General features: G+C 71.2%; 18 protein-coding genes. 8 read left to right on the top strand and 10 right to left on the bottom strand.

What is annotated here, in order from left to right; genetic code table 11:
• Position 1: 1 nt before the first annotated feature.
• Together EDF46_RS04400 and EDF46_RS04395 are read left to right on the top strand one after the other, a co-directional pair.
• Complete coding sequence (locus tag EDF46_RS04400) at positions 2–442, top strand: hypothetical protein (RefSeq protein WP_148061134.1); 441 nt, start codon at positions 2–4, stop codon at positions 440–442.
• Positions 443–488: 46 nt separating this feature from the next.
• Entirely contained in the window at positions 489–1,217 is a 729-nt protein-coding gene (locus EDF46_RS04395) for a hypothetical protein (RefSeq protein WP_123505017.1), read from the top strand.
• 165 nt (positions 1,218–1,382) lie between these two features.
• On the opposite strand, the gene EDF46_RS04390 is transcribed toward EDF46_RS04395, so the two are convergent.
• Both EDF46_RS04390 and EDF46_RS04385 read right to left on the bottom strand, forming a co-directional pair.
• Positions 1,383–3,878 (bottom strand): MMPL family transporter, encoded by a 2,496-nt coding sequence (locus EDF46_RS04390; protein ID WP_123505016.1) that lies wholly within the window; start codon positions 3,876–3,878, stop codon positions 1,383–1,385.
• A 78-nt stretch (positions 3,879–3,956) separates the two neighbouring features.
• A complete protein-coding gene (locus EDF46_RS04385) occupies positions 3,957–4,592 on the bottom strand; it encodes a TetR/AcrR family transcriptional regulator (RefSeq protein WP_123505015.1) in 636 nt (211 codons plus the stop codon).
• A 202-nt stretch (positions 4,593–4,794) separates the two neighbouring features.
• On the opposite strand from EDF46_RS04385, the gene EDF46_RS04380 reads away from it, so the two are divergent.
• Positions 4,795–6,270, top strand: a complete 1,476-nt coding sequence (locus EDF46_RS04380) for an ABC transporter permease (protein ID WP_123505014.1) — start codon at positions 4,795–4,797, stop codon at positions 6,268–6,270.
• Positions 6,271–6,451: 181 nt separating this feature from the next.
• Positions 6,452–7,174: an ABC transporter ATP-binding protein gene (locus tag EDF46_RS04375; RefSeq protein ID WP_123505013.1), complete on the top strand. Its 723-nt coding sequence runs from the start codon at positions 6,452–6,454 to the stop codon at positions 7,172–7,174.
• A 108-nt stretch (positions 7,175–7,282) separates the two neighbouring features.
• Here EDF46_RS04375 and EDF46_RS04370 read toward each other — a convergent pair whose 3' ends face one another.
• Positions 7,283–8,119 carry a siderophore-interacting protein gene (locus EDF46_RS04370; RefSeq protein ID WP_123505012.1) on the bottom strand — a complete coding sequence of 279 codons (837 nt, stop codon included), beginning with the start codon at positions 8,117–8,119 and terminating at the stop codon, positions 7,283–7,285.
• Positions 8,120–8,251: 132 nt separating this feature from the next.
• On the opposite strand from EDF46_RS04370, the gene EDF46_RS04365 reads away from it, so the two are divergent.
• Together EDF46_RS04365 and EDF46_RS04360 are read left to right on the top strand one after the other, a co-directional pair.
• Positions 8,252–9,352 (top strand): hypothetical protein, encoded by a 1,101-nt coding sequence (locus EDF46_RS04365; protein WP_123505011.1) that lies wholly within the window; start codon positions 8,252–8,254, stop codon positions 9,350–9,352.
• Between the two features lie 25 nt (positions 9,353–9,377).
• Positions 9,378–10,103 carry a hypothetical protein gene (locus EDF46_RS04360; RefSeq protein ID WP_123505010.1) on the top strand — a complete coding sequence of 242 codons (726 nt, stop codon included), beginning with the start codon at positions 9,378–9,380 and terminating at the stop codon, positions 10,101–10,103.
• Positions 10,104–10,115: 12 nt separating this feature from the next.
• On the opposite strand, the gene EDF46_RS04355 is transcribed toward EDF46_RS04360, so the two are convergent.
• Genes EDF46_RS04355 through EDF46_RS04345 form a run of 3 tightly spaced genes read right to left on the bottom strand, consistent with a single transcriptional unit; the run spans position 10,116 to position 14,087 of the window.
• Entirely contained in the window at positions 10,116–11,864 is a 1,749-nt protein-coding gene (locus tag EDF46_RS04355) for a glycoside hydrolase family 3 protein (protein WP_123505009.1), read from the bottom strand.
• A gap of 7 nt (positions 11,865–11,871) precedes the next feature.
• Complete coding sequence (locus EDF46_RS04350; RefSeq protein WP_123505201.1) at positions 11,872–12,879, bottom strand: sugar phosphate isomerase/epimerase; 1,008 nt, start codon at positions 12,877–12,879, stop codon at positions 11,872–11,874.
• 2 nt (positions 12,880–12,881) lie between these two features.
• Positions 12,882–14,087 carry a Gfo/Idh/MocA family protein gene (locus tag EDF46_RS04345; protein ID WP_233579819.1) on the bottom strand — a complete coding sequence of 402 codons (1,206 nt, stop codon included), beginning with the start codon at positions 14,085–14,087 and terminating at the stop codon, positions 12,882–12,884.
• Between the two features lie 185 nt (positions 14,088–14,272).
• Between EDF46_RS04345 and EDF46_RS04340 the strand changes: the two genes are divergently transcribed.
• Positions 14,273–15,259 carry a nucleoside hydrolase gene (locus tag EDF46_RS04340; protein WP_123505008.1) on the top strand — a complete coding sequence of 329 codons (987 nt, stop codon included), beginning with the start codon at positions 14,273–14,275 and terminating at the stop codon, positions 15,257–15,259.
• Positions 15,256–16,056 (top strand): SDR family NAD(P)-dependent oxidoreductase, encoded by an 801-nt coding sequence (locus EDF46_RS04335; protein WP_123505007.1) that lies wholly within the window; start codon positions 15,256–15,258, stop codon positions 16,054–16,056. The genes EDF46_RS04340 and EDF46_RS04335 overlap by 4 nt, the downstream gene beginning before the upstream one ends.
• Here EDF46_RS04335 and EDF46_RS04330 read toward each other — a convergent pair.
• From EDF46_RS04330 to EDF46_RS04315, 4 genes are all read right to left on the bottom strand, one after another.
• Positions 16,025–16,210, bottom strand: coding sequence for a hypothetical protein (locus tag EDF46_RS04330; RefSeq protein WP_123505006.1), 186 nt, complete (start codon positions 16,208–16,210; stop codon positions 16,025–16,027). The genes EDF46_RS04335 and EDF46_RS04330 overlap by 32 nt on opposite strands.
• A gap of 253 nt (positions 16,211–16,463) precedes the next feature.
• The gene (gene xylB, locus EDF46_RS04325) at positions 16,464–17,948 is read right to left on the bottom strand and encodes a xylulokinase (protein ID WP_123505005.1); all 1,485 of its coding nucleotides are present in this window, start codon (positions 17,946–17,948) and stop codon (positions 16,464–16,466) included.
• Between the two features lie 3 nt (positions 17,949–17,951).
• A complete protein-coding gene (gene xylA / locus EDF46_RS04320) occupies positions 17,952–19,142 on the bottom strand; it encodes a xylose isomerase (RefSeq protein ID WP_123505004.1) in 1,191 nt (396 codons plus the stop codon).
• A 79-nt stretch (positions 19,143–19,221) separates the two neighbouring features.
• Entirely contained in the window at positions 19,222–20,301 is a 1,080-nt protein-coding gene (locus EDF46_RS04315) for a YihY/virulence factor BrkB family protein (protein ID WP_123505003.1), read from the bottom strand.
• Between the last annotated feature and the right edge of the window lie 46 nt (positions 20,302–20,347).

The following is a 20,347-nucleotide window of genomic DNA, read 5'->3' as shown; positions in this document are numbered from 1 at the left end:
CATGAACAACGCACGCCCGCGCGCAGCCGCCGCGCTCCTTCTCGCTGCCGTCGTGACCGGGGGCCTCGTCGGCTGCTCGCCGGTCGCCGCGGTCAAGGCCGTCTCGAAGGGGGCGGAGTGCCAGTCGATCAAGCGGCACGTGCAGGCATCCGAGGTCGAGGTGAAGGCGCACACCGCCGACACGAAGACCGATCCCGCAGCCTACGAGACGGCCATGAAGCACCTCAGCGTCGACATCGCCGATGCGGCGAAGTCGGTCGGCGACGCCGAGGTGAAGTCGTCGGCTCAGGATGTCGCAGAGTCGCTCGATGTGCTGGTGACCGACTACACGACGTTCTCCGACAGCGGGTTCACCGAGGGCGCGGCCCAGGTCGTCGCCGACAGCAAAGACGTCAAGACCGCCGACGCCGCCTTCGAGAAGGTGTGCGGCTACCAGCTCTGACCGGCGGATCGGCCGCTTTCGGGGCCGGGCGTGCGACGATAACCGGGTGCTCGTTCTCGCCTGCGTCGTCGTCGCGCTCGTCATCGCCGTAATGATCCGGCGCTGGTGGGCGATGTCGCGGGCGCCGAAGCCGGCGCGGCAGGAGGCTCCGACGGCGGGGGCGGGAGTTCCTGCGCCCGGAGCCGAGGTCGTTCTCGGCGCGCCCAACGCCACCGACGTGGCGGGCGCCGACGCGGCCTGGTCAGAGGCCAGGAGGCTGCGGGCCGCGTTGCTCGATCAGGAGGTTCCGCCGACGATCTCCGCGTGGGAGATCGTGCCGGAGGCCGGCGAGGTCTTCTTCTACGACCTGAAAGCCGTGCACGAGCGCTTCTACGGGCAGGACGCCGGCTACCAGCCGACAGGGAGCTTCCTGCTCGGCAGCCCCGCGTTCATCCTCGCGGGCCTCGTCGTCACGGGCGCGGTCAACGCCTCGCGCCAGCGCGCCGCCCAGGCTCTGGCTGCGACGCAGTGGCGCGACCGCGAGGGCATCCGGGTGCTCGTCACCAACCACCGTCTGCTCTGCCTGGTGCGGGGGCAGTGGCTGAGCTTCCACTACGGCGCGATGACGGCCGTATACCCCGAGGTCGCCGAGCGCACTCTGGTCTGCGGTTTCGAGAGCATCCCGCCGCTGCGCCTGTCGGGCATCGACGCGCCGATCCTGGCGGTCATGACGCTGTTCATGACGCACGGCGCCGACGCGCTCGCCCAGCACCCGGCGCTGCGCCCCCTCGACTAGCGGCTGCCCGGCTCGGCGCGACACCACAATCGGGACTCCCCACCGCGACCACACCGCCCGACACCACGATCGGGACTGCGCACCACGAGATTTCGTGGTGCCCAGTCCCGATCGTGGGTTGAAGCGGGGGAGCAGGCGCAGGAACCGCACCCACCCCCGCCGGGCCTACTGCGCGGGGTGCGAGCGCTCGAGCTTCGCGCCCTCCACGTCGACGTCGGGCACGATCCGGTCGAGCCACTTCGGGAACCACCAGGCCGTCTTGCCGAGCAGGTGCATCGCGGCCGGGATCAGCAGCATGCGCACCACGAACGCGTCGAGCAGCACGCCGAACGCCAAGCCGAAGCCGATGGGGCGGATGGTCGACGACTCCGAGAAGATGAAGCCCGAGAACACCGAGATCATGATGATCGCGGCTGCCGTGACAACCGCTCGCCCGGCGGAGAGGCCGCGCTGGACGGCGATCTTCGCGGGTGCCCCGTGGGCGTACGCCTCGCGCATGCCGGAGACCAGGAAGAGCTGGTAGTCCATCGCGAGACCGAACAGCACTCCGACCTCGATGACCGGCAGGAAGCTCAGGATCGGGGCGGGGTCGTGCACGCCGAACAGGGCGCTGGCCCAGCCGAACTGGTACACCGCCGTCAGGGCGCCGAAGGTCGCGAGCAGCGACAGCACGAAGCCGGCGGTCGCGGTCAGCGGCACGAGGATCGACCGGAACACCAGGATCAGGATCAGCAGCGACAGCCCGACGACCAGCACGAGGTAGATCGGCAGCGCGTTGGCGAGCTTCTCCGACACGTCGATGTTGGCGCTGGCGTTGCCGGCGACGCCGAGGGTGATGTCTCCGGCGTCCGACGTGAGCGGCGAGAGGTCGCGCAGCGAGTGCACGAGCGTCTCGGTCGACTCGCTCGACGGGCCGCCCTCGGGGACGACCTGGAACGCCACGACGGTTCCGTCTGACGAGGCGCCGATGGGGGCGACGGCCGCCACGTCGGAGTTCGAGGTCAGGGCCTTGCCAATCGTGATCTCCTGCTTCAGGAGGTCGTCGTCGGTCGCCTTGGCGGGCAGGTCGGCCACGACGACGAGCGGGCTGTTCTGCCCCGCGCCGAACTCGCGCTCGAGGGTCTTGTAGGCCTTGTACTGGCTGGAGTCGGTGGCCTCCGACGAGCCGTCGGGCAGCCCGAGGCGCATCTGCATGGCGGGCAGGGCGATGACGCCGAGGATCACGACGCCGAGCACGAGGGTGGCGACGGCGCGCCAGCTCTTCATCGGCGCGTTCGGCACCCGGGTGGAGGCCGTGTTGCCGATGGCGGCACGCTCCTTCTTGCGGAGGATGCGCATGCCGACGAGCGACAGCATCGCCGGAGTGAACGAGATCGCGACGAGGATCGCGACGGCGACCGCGACGGCTCCGACGGTGCCCATCAGGCCGAGGAAGGGGATGCCGGTGACGTTCAGAGCCAGGAGGGCGACGATGACGGTCGAGCCGGCGAAGACGACGGCGTTGCCGGAGGTGCCGTTCGCGAGTCCGATCGACTCGTGGACGTCCATGCCCTGCTTCAGCTGCTTTCGATGCCGGTTCAGGATGAACAGCGAGTAGTCGATGCCGACCGCGAGGCCCAGCATGATGCCGAGGACGGTGGTGACCGAGTTGAACTCGACCAGGCCGGAGAAAGCCATGGCACCGAGAACAGAAGCGGCCAGGCCGACGATGGCGCTGAGCAGGGGCAGCACGGCGCCGATGATGGTCGACAGCATGATCAGCAGGACGATGGCGGCGACGATCACGCCGACGACCTCGCCCGGCCCGACGATGCTCGGCACGCCCTGGGCGATGTCGCTCGTCGGGTAGATGCGGACCCCGTCGACGCCCTTGGCGGACTTGTCGACGATCGCGGTCTTCAGATCGGGGTCGACCTCGTACGTGCCGGTGGTGAACTGGATGGAGCCGACGGCGCTTGTTCCGTCTTTCGAGACGAAGCGGATGTTCGACGAGAGGTCGAGCAGCTGCGAGTTGAGCTCGAGCGTGGTGCTCTGGGCCTCGAGCTTCTTCTTGCTGGCGTCGAGCTTGGCCTGGTTCGCGTCGATCGTCTTCTGCTGGCCGTCCAGGATCGCCTGCTGGCCGTCGAGCTGGGCCTTGGCGACGGAGTAGCTGCCGCTCGCCTTCGCCGCGGCGACCGCGCCGTCGAGCTGCTTCTGAGCGGCTTCGAGCTGCGGCTCGGCCGCGTCGATCTGGTCCTGCGCGTCGGCGAGCTGCGTCCGCCCGTCGTCGATGGCCGTGCGCCCGTCGACGATCTTCTGCTTGCCGTCCTCGAGCTGCGCCTGCGTCGTGAAGGGGCTCGTCGCCGACTTCACGCCCTTCATGTCGGCGACCTCGCCGAGCCACGACTTGATGTCGGACTTCTCGGCCGAGGTGAAGGCCTTGCCCGATGTCGTCTCGAAGACGATGCTGCCGCTGCCGCCCGAGGCCTTCGGGAACTTGTCCGAGAGCTCGTTCTGCACCTGCTCGGTGGCCGTGCCGGGAATGCTGATCGCCGACGAGATCGTGCCCTTGAACAGCGAGAAGCCGACGCCGGCCAGCGCGATGATCACCACCCAGGCGACGATGACGGTCCAGTGGCGGCGGGCGGAGAAGCGCCCGAGACGGTAGAGGAGTCCGGCCATGCTGCTGATCTCGGCTTTCTGCGTTGATGTGGTGGAGGTGTGCGGGTGGGGTGCGCCGGTGAACCCCGGGTGAGACGTCTAGTGGTGGTAGCCCGTGCGGACCGTGTCGATGAGGCGGCCGAGCAGCTCGCTCCACTGTGCTCGCGTGCCGTCGTCGAGGCGCACGTCGGTCATGACGACCCAGTGCTTGGCGATGACGATGACGCCGCCCATCAGCGAGCTCACGAGCAGCTCGGCGTCGAGCGAGTCGGCGCCCGGGTTGCGGCGGGCCACCTCGGGCAGCAGCCGCTCGGCAGCGCGCGCGAAGGCGGCGTCGCTGAGGGCGCGGCCGCGGGAGTCGATCGGGTCGAGGGGGCCCAGGATCCGCCCGATCGACGCGATGGCCGACGGCAGGTCGGCGGTGCGCAGCATCTGCGCCACCTCGTCGAACATGGCGGAGCGGCTGCCGTCGCCGACCGGGGTGGCCCGGGCGACCGCGAGGAAGTCCTCGATGATGACCTCGAGCGCGTCGTCGCAGAGGGTGAGCAGGATCTCGTCGAGCGAGGCGAAGTGGTTGAACACCGTGCGACGGGCGACGTCGGCGCGCTCGGCCAGCTCGTCGACGCTGAACCGCGGGCCGCCCTTCTCGTCGACCAGCTCGCGCGCGGCGCCGAGGATGGCGGCGCGGTGGCGCGCCTTCAGAGCGGCGCGACGGTCGGGTGCCTCGGTGATCACGAGATCACACTAGGTGCATCCATGCACTCGGTGCATGCACGCACACGCGATTCGCAGGCATCGGCTTCGAGGGAACGCGCTCGTCCATAGCGTTCCCTTACGTTCTCTTGGCGGTTCCTGTGGAGGCTGAGGGCGGGCCGGCAGGGCGCCTTCCTAGCGTGAGCGAGTCCGACAGTCAGGACCCCCGACCACAGGAGCCCGCATGTTCTTCACCTACCTCCGCCGAGAGCTCGGCAACCGCAAGAAGCAGAGCATCATCATCGCGATGGGCATGGCCCTGGCCATCGCGCTCGTCATCATCGTCAACGGCGTCTCGGCCGGGGTGAAGAGCGCGCAGTCGACGGCGCTCTCGTCGGTCTACGGCGTCGGCACCGACATCACCGTGACGAAGACCGCCACGGCCGGGGGCGCGGGAGCGGGTGGCCAGCAGTTCGCATTCGGCTCCGGCGACTCCGCCAGCGGCTCGTCGAGCAGCAAGACCAAGCTGTCGCAGTCGACCCTGCAGCTCGCGATGGGCACGTCGAGCCTCAAGGAGTCGTCGCTCGCCACGGTCGAGGCCGTCGAGGGAGTGAAGGCGGCCACCGCGACCCTGAGCCTCACGAACAGCTCGTTCTCGGGCTCGATCGGAGCGGCGCCGTCGAGCGGCGGCACGAGCGGCTCCGGCACCACCGGCAAGGCTCCGACCACCGGAAGCGGCACGGACTCGAGCAGCAGCACGAGCACCGGCACGGGCCCCAGCAGCTTCAGCGTCGACTCGTTCACCGTCACCGGCATCTCGACGACCGACACGAGCGTGGGGCCGATGTCGGCGACCACGCTCGACTCCGGCCGCTACCTGAAGGCCAGCGACGACGGCACGAAGAACGTCGTGCTCGACAGCACCTACGCGACCACCGAGAAGAAGACCGTCGGCGACACCCTCACCATCGGCGGCAAGAAGTTCATCGTCGTCGGGATCGTCTCGTCGTCGTCGTCGAGCTCGGCCACCGCCTCTGACACGTACATCCCCCTCGACACCGCGCAGTCGCTCGCCGACCTCGACGGCAAGGTCACCGACATCTCCGTCTCGGCCGACTCGGCCTCCGACGTCACGAGCATCCAGACCGCCATCGAGAAGGCCCTCCCCAGCGCGACGGTCTCGACCGAGGCCGATCTGGCCTCGAGCATCTCGGGCTCGCTCTCGACCGTCTCGAACCTGGTGTCGAACCTCGGCAAGTGGCTGTCGCTGATCGTCCTGGCCGCCGCCTTCGCCATCGCCGTGCTGTTCACGGTCTCGGGCGTCAGCCGCCGCACCCGCGAGTTCGGCACTCTCAAGGCGATCGGCTGGTCGAACGGCCGGATCGTGCGCCAGGTCGCCGGGGAGTCGGTGGTCAACGGCCTCATCGGCGGGGCCATCGGCGCCGCGGTCGGCGTCGCCGGGATCATCATCGTCAACGTCATCGCCCCGACCCTGTCGACCGCCGCCGCGGCGTCGACCTCCGGCCCCGGCGCCGGCGGCCCCGGGGGAGCGTCCACCGCGAGCACGACGACCGACATCGCGCTCCAGATCCCGCTGACGGCGGGCATCATCCTCATCGCGGCAGGCTTGGCCGTGCTCGGCGGACTCCTCGCCGGCGCCTTCGGCGGATGGCGGGCCTCGCGCCTGCGACCGGCCGAGGCGCTGCGGAGCGTCGCGTGAGACGCACGTCGCGCCGGGCCGGGCCCGCTCCGGCCGAGGGCCGCGGGAGCGTCTCGCCCAGCCCGACCACGATGGCCCGCCCCGCCTTCGCACCCCGATTCGCCGCAGCCCGAACCGCCGCAGCCCGTTTCGCCGCTTCCCGTACCGCCGCACCCCTTGCCGCCGCACCCCAGGAGACCTCATGACCACGACCATCCCGACCCCACTCGCCACGACCACCGGCGGCCCCGATGCCGCATTCACGCTCACCGGCGTGACCAAGACGTACCGGCAGAAGAAGCGCACCGTCGAGGCGCTGCGCGGCGTCGACCTGGTGATCCCGCGCGGTCAGCTCGTCGCCGTGCAGGGCCCGACCGGCGGCGGCAAGTCGACGCTGCTGCAGATGCTGGGCGCGCTCGACCGGCCGACCTCGGGCTCGGTGAAGCTGGGGGCGCAGGAACTCGCGACGGCCTCCGACGGGGCCCTCGCCCGGGCGCGCGCCACCGAGATCGGATTCGTCTTCCAGGGGTTCAACCTGATCCCGACGCTGTCGGCGGCCGAGAACGTCGAGACCGCGTTCGCCGACAGCTCCCTGCCGCGAGACGCGCGCCGCACCCGGGTGGCCGCCGCGCTCGAGTCGGTCGGCCTGGCGGAGCGGGCCGAGCATCTGCCGTCGGAGCTCTCCGGCGGCCAGCAGCAGCGTGTCGCGATCGCCCGAGCCCTCGTGAAGGAGCCGCGCGTGCTCCTCGCCGACGAGCCGACTGGAGCCCTCGACGAGGTGACCCGCGACGAGATCATGACGCTGCTGGAGGGGGTGTGGCGGGAGCGCGGCCTGACGCTGGTGATCGTCACGCACGACTCGGCGGTGGCTCGCCGCGCCGAGCGCCGCCTCTACATCAAGGCCGGCCAGGTCTCCGAGCGCTAGACGCCGGCGATCGGGCGATCGAAGCGATGCCCCTTCGGCACGAGGCGGACATCGGCCTTCGATCGCGCGAAGCGCGCCCCCCACTCCGTGTGGCCGACGCGGAGATCCTCAGAAGATCTGCCCGACGGGCTCGCGCTTCTCGGCCTGGAAGCGGTCTTCCGCGCGGCCGAGCGCCCAGTACGCCGAGAGCGACAGGTCGGCCCGGTCGAGGCCCCAGCCGTCGGTGAGCACCCGGCGCACCTGCTTGATGGCCGTGCGCTCGCCGTGCACGAACGCCTGCACCACGCCCTCGGGCCGCGCGAGCTCCTCGGCGGCGGCGACGAGCAGGCTGCCGGGGGCGGCGCCAGCGCGGTGCAGCCAGCGGAGCTCGACACCGGTCGGCGCCGTGAGCGGCAGCTGATCGGCGGCCGACTCGACCTCGAGCAGCGCGACGCCGCGGGCGTCGGTGCCGAGCGCTTCGATGGCCGCGGCGAGGGCGGGCAGCGCGGCGTCGTCGCCGACGAGCAGATGGAAGACCGCGGGGTCGGCCGACGGCGCATAGCCGCCGCCAGGCCCCGACAGCGCGAGCAGGTCGCCCGGCTGGGCCGCGGCGGCCCACGGCCCTGCGAGGCCCTCGTCGCCGTGCACCACGAAGTCGACGGCGATGGTCTTCGCGGCCTCGTCGACCGAGCGGACCGTGTAGGTGCGGCGCACCGGGACGTCCTCCGGCGCGAGGGTCTCGCGCAGCGCGTCGAGGTCGTACGGCGGAACGAGCCCGAGGTGCGGCTTCGCCAGCAGCAGCTTGACGTACTTGTCGGTCGCGGCGAGGCGCTCGGGGTCGGCCCCGGCGAGGAACGCGTCGAACGCGTCGCCGCCGAGGTGGACGCGCACCAGGTGGGGCGTGAGCCGCTCCACGCGGTCGACGACGAAGACGGACTGGGGGCGGGCGGGGCGATCTCCGGGCATCCAGCCATTCTGCCCGGGGACGACGCGGCGAACCGCCCCGTTCGGGGGATCCATAGAGTGCACACTCTGCAGATACTGTGAATTCACCAAGACTTTTATGGTCCAGGGGGACCCCACGATGCAGGAGACGCTGTGACCATCTCGCCCGCCCGCCCGCCACTCCGATTCCAGACGCCGCAGGGGTGGCCGCAGCCGCCCGCCGACTGGGTCGTCCGCAACCAGGGCTGGCAGCCGCCCGCGGGCTGGACCCCGCCGACCAGCGGACAGTACCCGCTCGCCCCGGCTCCGCAGGGCTGGCGGTTCTGGGCTCCGAACGGCGCCGCCTGGGACGACTACCGTCAGCCCTTCGCCAAGCACGCGCACCGCGCCATCCTGGTCGGCGGCATCATGCTCGGTGTCGCGATCGCGATCACCCTCGCCGGCATGCTGGGCGAGTTCGGCCGCTCGTACTACCTCCTCTACGGAACCCTGATCTTCGGCGCGATCCGCCTGATCACCGGTCTGGCGGCGCTCCGCAAGGTCGACCCCGCGGCCCGCGCCGCCATCGGCCCCGACTCGATCGAGGTGCGCCGTCAGCTCGACTCCGAGGGCTACCGCGCCTACCTCGACCGGACGGCTCGCGAGCGTGCCGAGACAGGTGCCCCGGCGCAGACGTTCGACGAGTTCGGCTTCGGCCGCGACGCGCAGCCGTGGGACGGAGCCGCAGTTCCTGCGCCCCAGCTGCCCGAGGGTGCGCCGTCGCCGACCATGGCCCTCTGGGCGTCCGCCGCACCCGCCGCCTCCGCCGCCGCGGCGTTCACCGACGCCGACACGGGCCGACGCTCGCGACGCGGCCTCTGGATGGGGCTCGGCGCCGCGGCCGCGATCGTGATCGGCATCGCGATCCCGCTGGCGATACCGCACGGCTCCACCTCGACGGCTCTCTCGTCGCTGTCGAACTCGAACTCCGCTGCCGACTCGACGGTCTACGTGCCCGCCGACGGCTGGACGGTGCTCGACACGAACACCTGCACGACCGGCACCGACTGCCTGAACATCGACGTGCAGCCGGTCGCGAGCTGCCCGGCGGCGACGATCGACTGGGGCTTCGCCGACTCGAAGACCGGCAGCGACAAGGCGACCCGGACGACCCCGGTGGCGCTCGTCGCCGGCCAGACCGCCCACGTGTCGATGCCGATCGGCGACGACATGGCCGGTGCGAAGTACATCTTCCTCGAGGCCGTGCACTGCTAGCGGCGCAGGATCCGCGACGACGCCGATGACGTACACCCCCGACCGCCCGCCGCTCCGCTTCGTGCCCCCGCCCGGCTGGCCGACGCCGACACCCGAGTGGGTCGCCCGCAACCAGGGCTGGCAGCCACCCGCGGGGTGGACGCCGCCGCTTCGGCGTCCCGTGTACGCCGCCCCGCCGGAGTGGCAGTTCTGGGCGCCCGAGCCGGCTCACTGGACGCCGTTCCGGGCCACCTTCACCTCGGGAATCACCAGCGCGCTCACGTGGGGCTCGATCATCCTGGCGATCGGCGTGCTCTTCGGGGTGACGGCGATCGCGTCGGGCGACCACAGCTTCTTCGGCATGACGGCGCTGTTCTTCGTCTTCGGCGGCATCCGCCTGGCGACCGGACTCAGCGCGCGGGCGACCGTCGAGCGGCGCGTGCGCGAGGCGATCCGCACGGCGGCGCCCGTGGTGCGCCACGACGTCGACTCGTGGGCGTACCGCGCCTACCTCGACGCCACGGCGGGCGAGCGCGCGCAGACCGGCCGGCCGCCCATGCACTTCGACGAGTTCGGCTTCGCGCGCGACGCCGCCGGGTGGGGTGCCGGGGCCGAGTCGGCCATCCTGGCGCCGATGCGCTGGACGGCGCCGGTCGTCACGCCGAAGCCGCCGATGATCCGCACGAGCCTGCGGATCGCGCTGCTGGTGATGATCGGGCTGATCCTGCTCGTCGCCCTCCCCGGCCTCGTCCAGTCGGCGCTCGGCGGCTGACCCGCTCCCTCGCTAGTAGCGCAGGCCGTGCCCGAACCGGAACAGCGGATCGACGGTGTCGAACGCGACGTCCTCGCGCGACGCCTCGACGGCGGCCATCGAGCGGGGCAGGTCGAACGGCAGAGCCCCCTGCGGAGACTCGTCGCCGAACAGCACGGCCACGAGGTTCTCGTCCGAGCACCCGTAATCGGCCACCAGCGCGCCGACCTCGCCCGCGAAGGGCGTGAGGATCGCCGGGCGGTCGAGGTAGACGTCGAGCACCGTGGGCACGGTCGCCGCGATCGCGGTGATGCGGTCGATCTCGGCCTGGGCGAAGTCCAGCGACCCGGCGTGGAAGTGCGCCTCGAAGCCCTCGCCCCGGGCCTCGAACGGAGCCTTGACGCGCAGGATCGCGACGTCGGCCTCGGCCGGGTCGTCGACGGCCGTGCCGTGCCCCTCGAGCGCCGTGGCGGGGAGACCGTAGACCTTGGCGCCCGCGGCGAGCGGCAGGAGGCCGTCGTTCACCAGCAGCGTCAGCGACGCGCGCTGCGCCGCCGCACCGGCCGCGACGAACTCGTCGTTGCCGACGACGACGGCGGCGCGCTCCTCGTCGACGAACGGGTTCTCGAAGAGGCCGAGCCGGAACTTCTCGCGCAGCAGGCGCCGCACCGAGACGTCGAGGCGGGCTTCGGGCAGGCGTCCGCTCGTGGCGAGGCCGAGCACCACGTCGGTGCAGAGCTCGCCGCCGAACTGGTCGACGCCCGCCTCGAGCGCCTTGAGCGCCCGCTCCTCGCGGCTGAGGTCTTCGACGCCCCAGGCCCGGGCCGGGTACATCGTGCCCATGATGTCGGCGTCGGTGAGGAGGCCCCAGTCGGTGCAGACCACGCCGTCGAAGCCGTAGCGCTCGCGCAGGAGCCCGGTGATGACCTGCTTGTTGAACGAGAAGCCGACCTCCTCGTACTGGGTGCCGACCGGCATGCCGTAGTAGGGCATGATCTGCGATCCGCCGGCGGCGAAAGCCGCCTCGAACGGCTTGAGGTGCTGCTCGAACATGCCGCCCGGGTAGACCTGCTCGCGGCCGTAGGCGAAGTGCGGGTCTTCACCGTCTTTCTGAGGCCCGCCGCCGGGGAAGTGCTTGGTCATCGTCGACACCGACTCGGGCCCGACCGACTCGCCCTGGAAGCCCCGGATGTAGGCGACCACCAGCTCCGACGTGAGGTCGGCGTCCTCGCCGAAGGTGCCGTTCGCCCGCGACCATCGCGGCTCGGTCGCCAGGTCGATCTGCGGATGCAGGGCGACGCGCAGGCCGACCGCGAGGTACTCCCGGCGCGCCATGTCGGCGAACCGCTCGACCAGCTCGGGGGAGCGGATCGCCGCGAGGCCCAGCGTCTCGGGCCACTGCGAGAACGGGCCCGCCATCATGGCCGTGCCCGGGTTGTCGGTGAACGCGTGCCGCGGGTCGGTCGAGAACGAGATCGGGATTCCCAGCGGAGTCGAGACCGCGAGCCGCTGGGCGACGTTCAGCCACTGGGCGAACTCGCGCCCCGACCCGGGCGCGCCCAGCAGGTTGAAGTGGTTCATCCGCTGGTCGACGACCATCGTCTGAAGCGACGGGAGGCCGAAGGCCGGGTTCGCCACCGTCGGGTCGCCGAGCGCCGCCATGCTGTGGAACAGCAGGCCCACCTTGTCGGCTGTGTCGAGCCGAGAGAGCAGATCGTCGACGCGCTGGTCGATGTCGACCGAGGCGTCCTGATACGGGTGGGCGATGGCGGCGTCGGTCATGGGGTGATCAGCTCCGGTCTCGGGCGAAGGCCGCGTCGAACGCCGACGACGGCTGCGGGAACGACAGGCCGCGCACGAACTGCAGCGCCTCGGGGGCGCCGACGAGGCGGTCCATCCCGGCATCCTCCCACTCGACCGAGAGCGGGCCCTCGTAGCCGATGGCGTTGAGCATGCGCACGGCGTCCTCCCACGGCACGTCGCCGCGCCCGGTCGAGATGAAGTCCCAGCCGCGTCGGGGGTCGGCCCAGGGCAGGTGCGACGAGAGACGCCCGTTCCTGCCGTTGAGCCGCTTCTTCGTGTCTTTGCAGTGCACGTTGAAGATGTGCTCCTGGAAGTCCCAGAGGAAGCCGACGGAGTCGAGGTCTTGCCAGACCATGTGCGAAGGGTCCCAGTTGATGCCGAACGAGGCGCGGTGGCCGATCGCCTTGAGCGTCTTCTTCGTGGTCCAGAAGTCGTAGGCGATCTCGGACGGGTGCGGCTCGAGGGCGAAGCGGACGCCGACCTCCTCGAAGACGTCGAGGATGGGGTTCCAGCGATCGGCGAAGTCCTGGTAGCCGGCCTCGACGAGCTCGTCGCGCACCGGCGGGAACATGGCGACGTACTTCCAGATCGACGAGCCCGTGAACCCGGTGACCGTCTTCGCGCCCAGGCGGGCGGCCGTGCGGGCGGTGTTCTTCATCTCGGCGGCGGCGCGCTGGCGGACGCCCTCGGGGTCGCCGTCGCCCCAGACCGAGTCGGGGAGCATGTCGCGGTGGCGCTGGTCGATCGGGTCGTCGCACACGGCCTGGCCCTTGAGGTGGTTCGAGATCGCGAAGACCTGGAGGCCGTTCTTCTCGAGGATCGCCTTGCGATCGGCGATGTAGGCGTCGTCGGTGGCGCCGCGGTCGGGGTCGAGGTGGTCGCCCCAGCAGGCGATCTCGAGGCCGTCGTAGCCCCACTCGCCGGCGAGGCGGCAGACCTCCTCGAAGGGCAGGTCGGCCCACTGGCCGGTGAACAGGGTGATCGGTCGCTGGATGCTCATCGGGTCTCTCCGTTCGCGGTGGCGGTGGCTCGGGTGGTCGTCCACGCGCTCCCGGCCTCGCTCGACCGGTCGACGGCGTCGAGGACGCGCTGCACCTGCAGGCCGTCCTCGAATGACGGGGTGGGCTGGGTTCGTGCGTCGATGGAGGTCAGGAGGTCGACGAGCTGGTGCGAGAACGCGTGCTCGTAGCCGATGGTGTGCCCGGTCGGCCACCAGGCGGCGAAGTAGGGGTGCTCGGGCTCGGTGACGAGGATCCTCTTGAAGCCGAGCTCGGTGGCCGGTGCCGTCGCGTCGTAGAACTCCAGCTCGTTCTCGCGCTCGAGGTCGAACGAGAGGGCGCCCAGGCTGCCGGCGATCTCGATGCGGAAGGCGTTCTTGCGGCCCGTCGCGAAGCGCGTCGCCTCGAACGAGCCGATGGCGCCGCCCGAGAGCTTGGCGGTGAAGAGCGCGAGGTCGTCGACGGTGACCTGGCCGCGCTCGGTCGACGCGGCGCCGCCGAGGCTGGTCTGCGCGACGCTCTCGTCGAGCAGCGGTCGCTCGGTGACGAACGTGTGCAGCAGGCCCGAGACGTCGTCGAGCATCTGCCCCGTGATGAACTGCACGGCGTCGATGGCGTGCGCTCCGATGTCGCCGAGAGCGCCGGAGCCGGCCTTGGCCTTGTCGAGGCGCCAGGTCATCGGGCCGTCCTCGTCGACGAGCCAGTCCTGGAGGTACTGGGCCCGGACCTGCCGGATCGTGCCGAGCCGCCCCTCGGCGACCAGCTGCTTGGCGAAGGTGAGCGCAGGAACTCGGCGGTAGCTGAACCCGACCATCGCGTACACGCCGCGCTCGGCCGCCGCCGCAGCTGCCGCCGCCATCGTCTCGGCCTCCTCGACCGTGTTGGCCAGCGGCTTCTCGCACAGCACGTGCTTGCCGGCCTCGAGCGCGGCCACGGCGATCTCGACGTGGGTCGAGCCGGGCGAGGAGATGTCGATGAGGCCGATGTCGGGGTCGTTCACGACGTCGTGCCAGTCGTTGGCCGTCTTCTCCCAGCCCCACTTCTCGGCCGCGGCGGTGGTCGCCGACGCGTTGCGGCCGACCAGCGTCGACATGACCGGGGTGAGCGGCAGGTCGAAGAAGCGCGGCGCGACACGGAAGGCCTGCGAGTGCGCGGCTCCCATGAAGCCGTGGCCGACCATGGCGACGTTGATGTGTTGGGGCATTCGGCGACTCCTTTGTCGTGCACTTTGTTTCGGTACGCTACAAACTACCGGGTCGGCGCGCTGGCCCGCCAGCGTCTTTCGTGCGACGTATTGCACAACCGGTTGACCGCTTCTAGAGTGAGCGCGGGCCACCGCATCCCGGGGATGGGGGTTATGCGCCCTCGGTCCCGTTTCGAAGGAGAGACATGCTCGAACACGTCCGGCCCCGCGCCCGCGTCATCGTCGACAACGACTTCTCGGGCGACCTCGACGACCTCTGGCAGCTCGCTCACCACGTGCTCTCGCCCTCCGTCGAGATCCCCTTCGTCATCGGCTCGCACCTGGCGCCGAACGACGGCTTCGACTCGAGCGATCACCAGGCCGCCAACGCGGTGACGGTCGCGACCGACCTGCTCGAGCGCGTCGGCCGCGCCGACATCCCCGTGGTCCAGGGCGCCGAGCTGGCGCTGGTCTCGCCGACCGAGCCGCGCGACTCGGCCGCCGCCCGCGCGATCATCGCCGAGGCCCTCCGCGACGACACCGACCTGCCCCTCTACTTCGCGGCCGGCGCCGGAATGACCGACCTCGCCAGCGCGCTGCTGCTCGAGCCGTCGATCGCGGCGAGGATCACGCTGGTCTGGATCGGCGGCAACGAGCACCCGGGCATCGGCACCCCGCCTCCCGGCGCCTCGGCCGTCGAGTACAACCTCAACATCGACGTGCAGGGTGCCCGGACCGTCTTCGCGACACCCGACCTCGCCATCTGGCAGGTGCCCCGCGACGCGTACCGCCGGGTGCTGATGTCGTTCGCCGAGATCGACGCGCGCGTGCGCCCGCTGGGCCCGCTGGGGGAGTACCTCGCGTCGTCGCTCGACGCCGTGGCCTCGCGGGTGCTGGAGTTCGGCCTCAACATCGGCGAGACGTACGTGCTCGGCGACAGCCCGCTGGTCTTGCTCACCGCTCTTCAGTCGTCGTTCGAGGCCGACCCGTCGTCGAGCGACTACGTGCTCGTGCCGCGCCCGCAGCTCGGCGACGACGGGCAGTACCGGCCGCCGCTCGAGGGGGCCGGCACGATCCGCGTCTACACGCACCTCGACCTCCGCCTGCTGATCGACGACCTCGTGGCCAAGCTGCAGTTGCACGCCCTGGCGCACCCCGCGACCTCCACCGAAGACAGGAAAGCCGATCGATGACGCTCCGCCTGACCACCAAGACCGCCCTCGTCACGGGTGCCGCCTCCGGCATCGGCCGGGCGATCGCTGACGCGTTCGTGCGGGAAGGCGCGACCGTCGTCTACGCGGACCGCGACGGCGCGGCGGCTCTCGAGGCCGCTGCCGCGGCAACCTCCGACGCCGCCGCGTCGGCGTCGGCCGACGGCGCGTCCGGCGGTCGCGGCGTCGCCGTGACGATGGACATCTCGGACGAGGCCTCGGTCGAGGCGGCCTTCGCCGCTCTCGACGCCGACGGCGTCGTTCCGAACGTCGTCGTCGCCAACGCGGGCGTGCAGCTCTTCGGCCACGACGCCAAGATCGCGGACGTCTCCCTCGAGACGTGGAACCGCACCGTCGGCATCAACCTCACCGGCACGTTCCTGACCGTCAAGCACGCGGTCCGCTCCATGCTCGCCAACGGCGGCGGCTCCATCATCGCGACCGGCAGCCCGACCGGCCTGAACGGCGAGGGCTCCGAGTTCGCGGCCTACTCGTCGACCAAGGGCGGCATCCACTCGATGGTGCGTGCCACCGCCATGGCGTACTCGCGAGACGGCATCCGCGTGAACACGGTCGTCCCCGGCTACACCGAGACCCCGCTCGTCTCGGCCATCTCGGGCGATGCCGAGTCGCGCGCCGCCATCACCTCGCGCGTCCCGCTCGGCCGACCCGGAACCCCCGCCGACGTCACCGGCATCATGGTCTACCTCGCCAGCGACGAGTCGTCGTACGCGACCGGCGCGATCTTCACGGTCGACGGCGGGATGACGTCGCTGTAGGCCTGCCGTAGCCGTAGCCGTAGCCGTAGCCGTAGCCGTAGCCGTAGCCGTAGCCGTAGCCGTCGCTGTCGCCGGCTCCGCCCGCCGGATCGGCAGGCCCCCGTCGGGTCGGTCGGCCGGGCCCGCCGAATCGGCACGTCCCCGACGATGCCACGGCGGGAGCGAGCCGATCTGGCGGGGCGGCCGCCCGATACGGATCTTGCTTTGTCGGTCCAGTGACTGGAACGACGAAACCCTCCGAATCGGCCTGCATACGTGTCCACGGACAGGTACGGGGGCCGATTCGGAGGGACTGCGCCGATTCAGAGGGTCTGCGCCGATTCAGAGGGTCTGCGCCCATTCGGAGGGTCTGAGTCGGTTCGGAGGGTCTGAGTCGGTTCGGAGGTTCTGAGCCGTCACCGGCGGCGCTAGACCAGGTACGCCCCCGCCGCCGCGTCATACTGCTCGCGGATCACCGGCTGCGCGTCGCCCGGCACGACGACGGCGTCGCCGCCGGCCCACGCCGCAGCCGAGCCGGTCACGAGCCGCGCGGCCTGCGCCGCCGCCCCGAGCGCGACGTACTCGCCGGGCGTCGGCACGGTTACGTCGCGCCCGAACACCTGCGCGGCGATGGCCTGCACGGCGGCATTCTGCGCCGCCCCGCCGATGAGCAGCAGGCGCTCCACCGTCACGCCCGACGCGACGACCGCGTCCACGCCGGCCGCGAGCGAGCAGAGCATGCCCTCGATGGCGGCGCGCGCGAGGTGCGCGGGGGTCATCGTGGCGGAGGTCAGCCCTGTCAGCGTCCCGGTGGCGTCGGGCAGGTTGGGGGTGCGCTCGCCCGCGAGGTAGGGCACGAAGACGAGCCCGCCCGTTCCTGCGCCCACGGTCAGGGCAGCCTCGCCGAACGCCTCGTAGTCGAGACCGAGCAGCGCGCTCGTCGCATCGAGCACGCGGGCGGCGTTGAGCGTGGTGACGATCGGCAGCCGCTGGTCGGTGGCGTCGGCGAATCCGGCGACTGTTCCCGACTCGTCGGACGTGACGCTGGGCGCCACGCCGAAGACCGTGCCGCTGGTGCCGAGCGAGATCACGACGTCGCCCGCCCCGGCCCCGAGGCCGAGCGCGGCCGCGGCGTTGTCGCCCGCACCCGCCCCGATTCTCAGGCCCGCAGGAACGCGCGCCCCCGCCGGCAGCTCCACCGCGCCGTCGACGGCGCCCATCACCTCGTCGTGCGCGACCACGCGCGGGACGACGACGCCGTCGGCGTCGCCCTCCGCCCCGGCCACGCGCAGCGGGCGCCCGAACGCACGCGCGAACAGCTCGTCGTCGTAGGCGTCGCGGGCCGGGTCGTAGTAGGCGGTGCCGCTGGCGTCGGAGCGATCCGTCGCCAGAGCGTCGAGGTCGGGGCCCAGCGGCGAGTCGTCGGCCGGGCCGTAGCCGCGGAGCCGCCACGACAGCCAGTCGTGGGGGAGCGCCACCGCCGCGACGCGGGCGGCGTTCTCGGGCTCCGCGTCACGGAGCCAGCGCAGCTTCGTCGCGGTGAACGAGGCGACGGGGACGAGCCCGGTGCGCGCCGCGTAGGCGGCGGCACCGAGCTCGTCGGTCAGGTCGCGGGCGGCCTGGGCGCTGCGGGTGTCGTTCCAGAGGAGGGCGTCGCGGACGACGCGCCCCTCCGAGTCCAGCGCCACGAGACCGTGCTGCTGGCCGCCGACCGACAGGGCCGACACGTCGTCGAGCCCGCCCGCCGCGGTGATCGCCTCGCCGAGGGCGCGCCACCACTCCGACGGGTTCACCGAGGTGCCGTCGGGGTGGGAGGCGCGACCCTCGCGGACGATTGCCCCGGTGGCGGCGTCGACGATGACGACCTTGCAGCTCTGCGTCGAGGAGTCGACGCCGGCTACGAGTTCTGCCATGGTCTAGCGCGCGCCCATGAGGTGCTCGAGCGCCAGCTGCTGCAGGCGCACGAAGCCGAAGCCCTTGGCGCCGAAGTAGGAGTCGGCGTCGAAGTCCTCGTAGGCGGAGGTGTCGGCCAGGATCTGGTCGTAGGTCTCGCCGTCGTTCAGGGTCGGCGTGCGCAGCTCGTCGACCTTCGATGCGGCGAGGGCCGCCTGCACCTCGGGGTCGGCGCGGAACGCCGCGGCGCGCTCCTTGAGCAGCAGGTACATGCGCATGTTGGCTGCGGCCGAGTCCCAGACGCCCGAGATGTCTTCGGTGCGGCTCGGCTTGTAGTCGAAGTGGCGGGGGCCGGTGTAGGCCGGGACGCCGCCGGGGCCGCCGTTCTCGAGCAGGTCGACGAGCGAGAACGCGTTCTGCAGGTCGCCGTGGCCGAAGACGAGGTCCTGGTCGTACTTGATGCCGCGCTGGCCGTTGAGGTCGATGTGGAAGAGCTTGCCGCAGTAGAGCGCCTGGGCGATGCCGGCGGTGAAGTTCAGGCCCGCCATCTGCTCGTGGCCGACCTCGGGGTTGACGCCGAAGAGCTCGGGCTTCTCGAGGGTGTCGATGAAGGCGATCGCGTGGCCGAGGGTCGGCAGCAGGATGTCGCCGCGAGGTTCGTTCGGCTTGGGCTCGATGGCGAACTTGATGCCGTAGCCCTTGTCCTCGGTGTACTGGGCGAGCATGTTGACGGCCTCGCGGTAGCGCTCGAGAGCAGCCTGCACGTCTTTGGCGGCGTCGTACTCGGCGCCCTCGCGGCCGCCCCACATGACGAAGGTCTCGGCGCCGAGCTCGGCGGCGAGGTCGACGTTGCGCATCACCTTGCGGAGGGCGAAGCGGCGCACCTGGCGGTCGTTCGACGTGAAGCCGCCGTCCTTGAAGACGGGGGCCGAGAACAGGTTCGTCGTGATCATCGGGACCTTAACGCCCGTGGCCGAGAGAGCGCCCTTGAGACGGTCGATCTGGGTCTGGCGCTCGGCGTCGGTCGAGCCGAACGCGAAGAGGTCGTCGTCGTGGAAGGTGAGGCCGTAGGCGCCGAGCTCGTCGAGCTTCTCGACGGCCTCCACGACGTCGAGCGGCGGGCGCGTGGGGCCGCCGAACGGGTCGGACCCGTTGTAGCCGATGGTCCAGAGACCGAAGGAGAACTTGTCGTCGCGCGTGGGCTTCGTTGCCATGGGGGGTCACCGTTCTGAGAGGTAGACGGCACGGGGATTGTTGTGCCAAACACCAAACTAGGTGCGCGCTGGCGTCAGGTCAAGGAGCGCCGCGCCGGAACCTGTCTCGGACGGCCGAGGCGGCCCGGATCCACAGGGGCTTCGCCCGCAGCGCCCGGAGCTCGATCTCGCGGCGACGCGCGGCGGCCTCGCGCTCCCGCTCGAGGCGCAGCTCCTCCTGCAGCCGCTCGACGCGCGCCTTCTCGGCGACGGGGTCGGCCAGCACTCCGTCTCTCGCCATCATCAGCGCTATCCACGACGCCACGATCAGCAGCACCTGGCAGACCAGGTTCAGGAAGATGAGCAGACCGACGATGACGGCGAACGACGCGAGGAGCGGATTGGTCGTGCCGCGCCCGAGCAGCGATCCTGCGACCGTTTTCAGCACGCCGAGCGCCAGCGCGCCGAGCAGAGCGCCCTGGAGGAGGCGCCGCCGGGGGATGTGCAGGCCGGCGAGCACGATGAAGAGCCCCATCAGCACGGCCGTGTCGAAGACGAAGACCACGGCGAGGCCGACCAGCCGCAGCAGCAGGGTGGCGGCCGGGTTCGACTGCGAGATGTCGAGCATCCCGAGCAGGAACCGCACCGACGAGGTGCTCACCAGCGACAGCACGCTCGAGGCCAGCACCGCCACGCCGAACAGCAGCCCGATCAGGAGGTCTTTCGCCTTGAGCAGCAGGAAGGGCTCCGTCGGCTGCGGCACGTCGAAGATCGTGCGCACCGATCCGCGCGCCGAGCCGAGGAACCCGATGGCCGTGAACACCAGCACGACGACGGCGATCGCGCCGGTGAGGCTGAACACGCTGGCGTGCAGCAGCGAGGTCGGGTCGATCGCGCCCTTGCCGCCTCCGCCGGGCGACGAGATGAGGCCCGGGACCGACGCGTCGATGATATCGAACAGGGAGTCCTGCAGCGACGGGCTCTGCGACAGCACGATTCCGGCGACCGCGAAGCCCGACCACAGCGCCGCGAACAGGGCGAACAGCGCCTGGTAGGCCAGGCCGGCGGCGAGCACGAACCCGTTCTTGCCGCCGAACAGCAGCATCACGCGGATCGGGAAGAATGCGAACACGCGGTCGAAGAGGCGGTCGACGGCGTTCTTCTCGGGCGCGGTCGTCATGCTCCGACCGTATCGTGCCTGCCCCGCGCCGGTATCGGCGGGGGCC

This window comes from Frondihabitans sp. PhB188, from assembly GCF_003752365.1.
In the GTDB taxonomy this organism is placed as follows: Bacteria; Actinomycetota; Actinomycetes; order Actinomycetales; family Microbacteriaceae; genus Frondihabitans.
The sequence above is the reverse complement of the archived record's forward strand: the minus strand, read 5'-3'. Positions and strand labels throughout refer to the sequence as shown.

Excerpts from the sequence above, each read along its gene's own strand:
- EDF46_RS04400 (WP_148061134.1), top strand. The coding sequence starts at position 2 with ATGAACAACGCACGCCCGCGCGCAGCCGCCGCGCTCCTTCTCGCTGCC.
- EDF46_RS04390 (WP_123505016.1), bottom strand. The coding sequence starts at position 3,878 with ATGGCCGGACTCCTCTACCGTCTCGGGCGCTTCTCCGCCCGCCGCCAC.
- EDF46_RS04380 (WP_123505014.1), top strand. The coding sequence starts at position 4,795 with ATGTTCTTCACCTACCTCCGCCGAGAGCTCGGCAACCGCAAGAAGCAG.
- EDF46_RS04375 (WP_123505013.1), top strand. The coding sequence starts at position 6,452 with ATGACCACGACCATCCCGACCCCACTCGCCACGACCACCGGCGGCCCC.
- EDF46_RS04370 (WP_123505012.1), bottom strand. The coding sequence starts at position 8,119 with ATGCCCGGAGATCGCCCCGCCCGCCCCCAGTCCGTCTTCGTCGTCGAC.
- EDF46_RS04360 (WP_123505010.1), top strand. The coding sequence starts at position 9,378 with ATGACGTACACCCCCGACCGCCCGCCGCTCCGCTTCGTGCCCCCGCCC.
- EDF46_RS04355 (WP_123505009.1), bottom strand. The coding sequence starts at position 11,864 with ATGACCGACGCCGCCATCGCCCACCCGTATCAGGACGCCTCGGTCGAC.
- EDF46_RS04345 (WP_233579819.1), bottom strand. The coding sequence starts at position 14,087 with ATGCCCCAACACATCAACGTCGCCATGGTCGGCCACGGCTTCATGGGA.
- EDF46_RS04340 (WP_123505008.1), top strand. The coding sequence starts at position 14,273 with ATGCTCGAACACGTCCGGCCCCGCGCCCGCGTCATCGTCGACAACGAC.
- EDF46_RS04335 (WP_123505007.1), top strand. The coding sequence starts at position 15,256 with ATGACGCTCCGCCTGACCACCAAGACCGCCCTCGTCACGGGTGCCGCC.
- xylB (WP_123505005.1), bottom strand. The coding sequence starts at position 17,948 with ATGGCAGAACTCGTAGCCGGCGTCGACTCCTCGACGCAGAGCTGCAAG.
- xylA (WP_123505004.1), bottom strand. The coding sequence starts at position 19,142 with ATGGCAACGAAGCCCACGCGCGACGACAAGTTCTCCTTCGGTCTCTGG.
- EDF46_RS04315 (WP_123505003.1), bottom strand. The coding sequence starts at position 20,301 with ATGACGACCGCGCCCGAGAAGAACGCCGTCGACCGCCTCTTCGACCGC.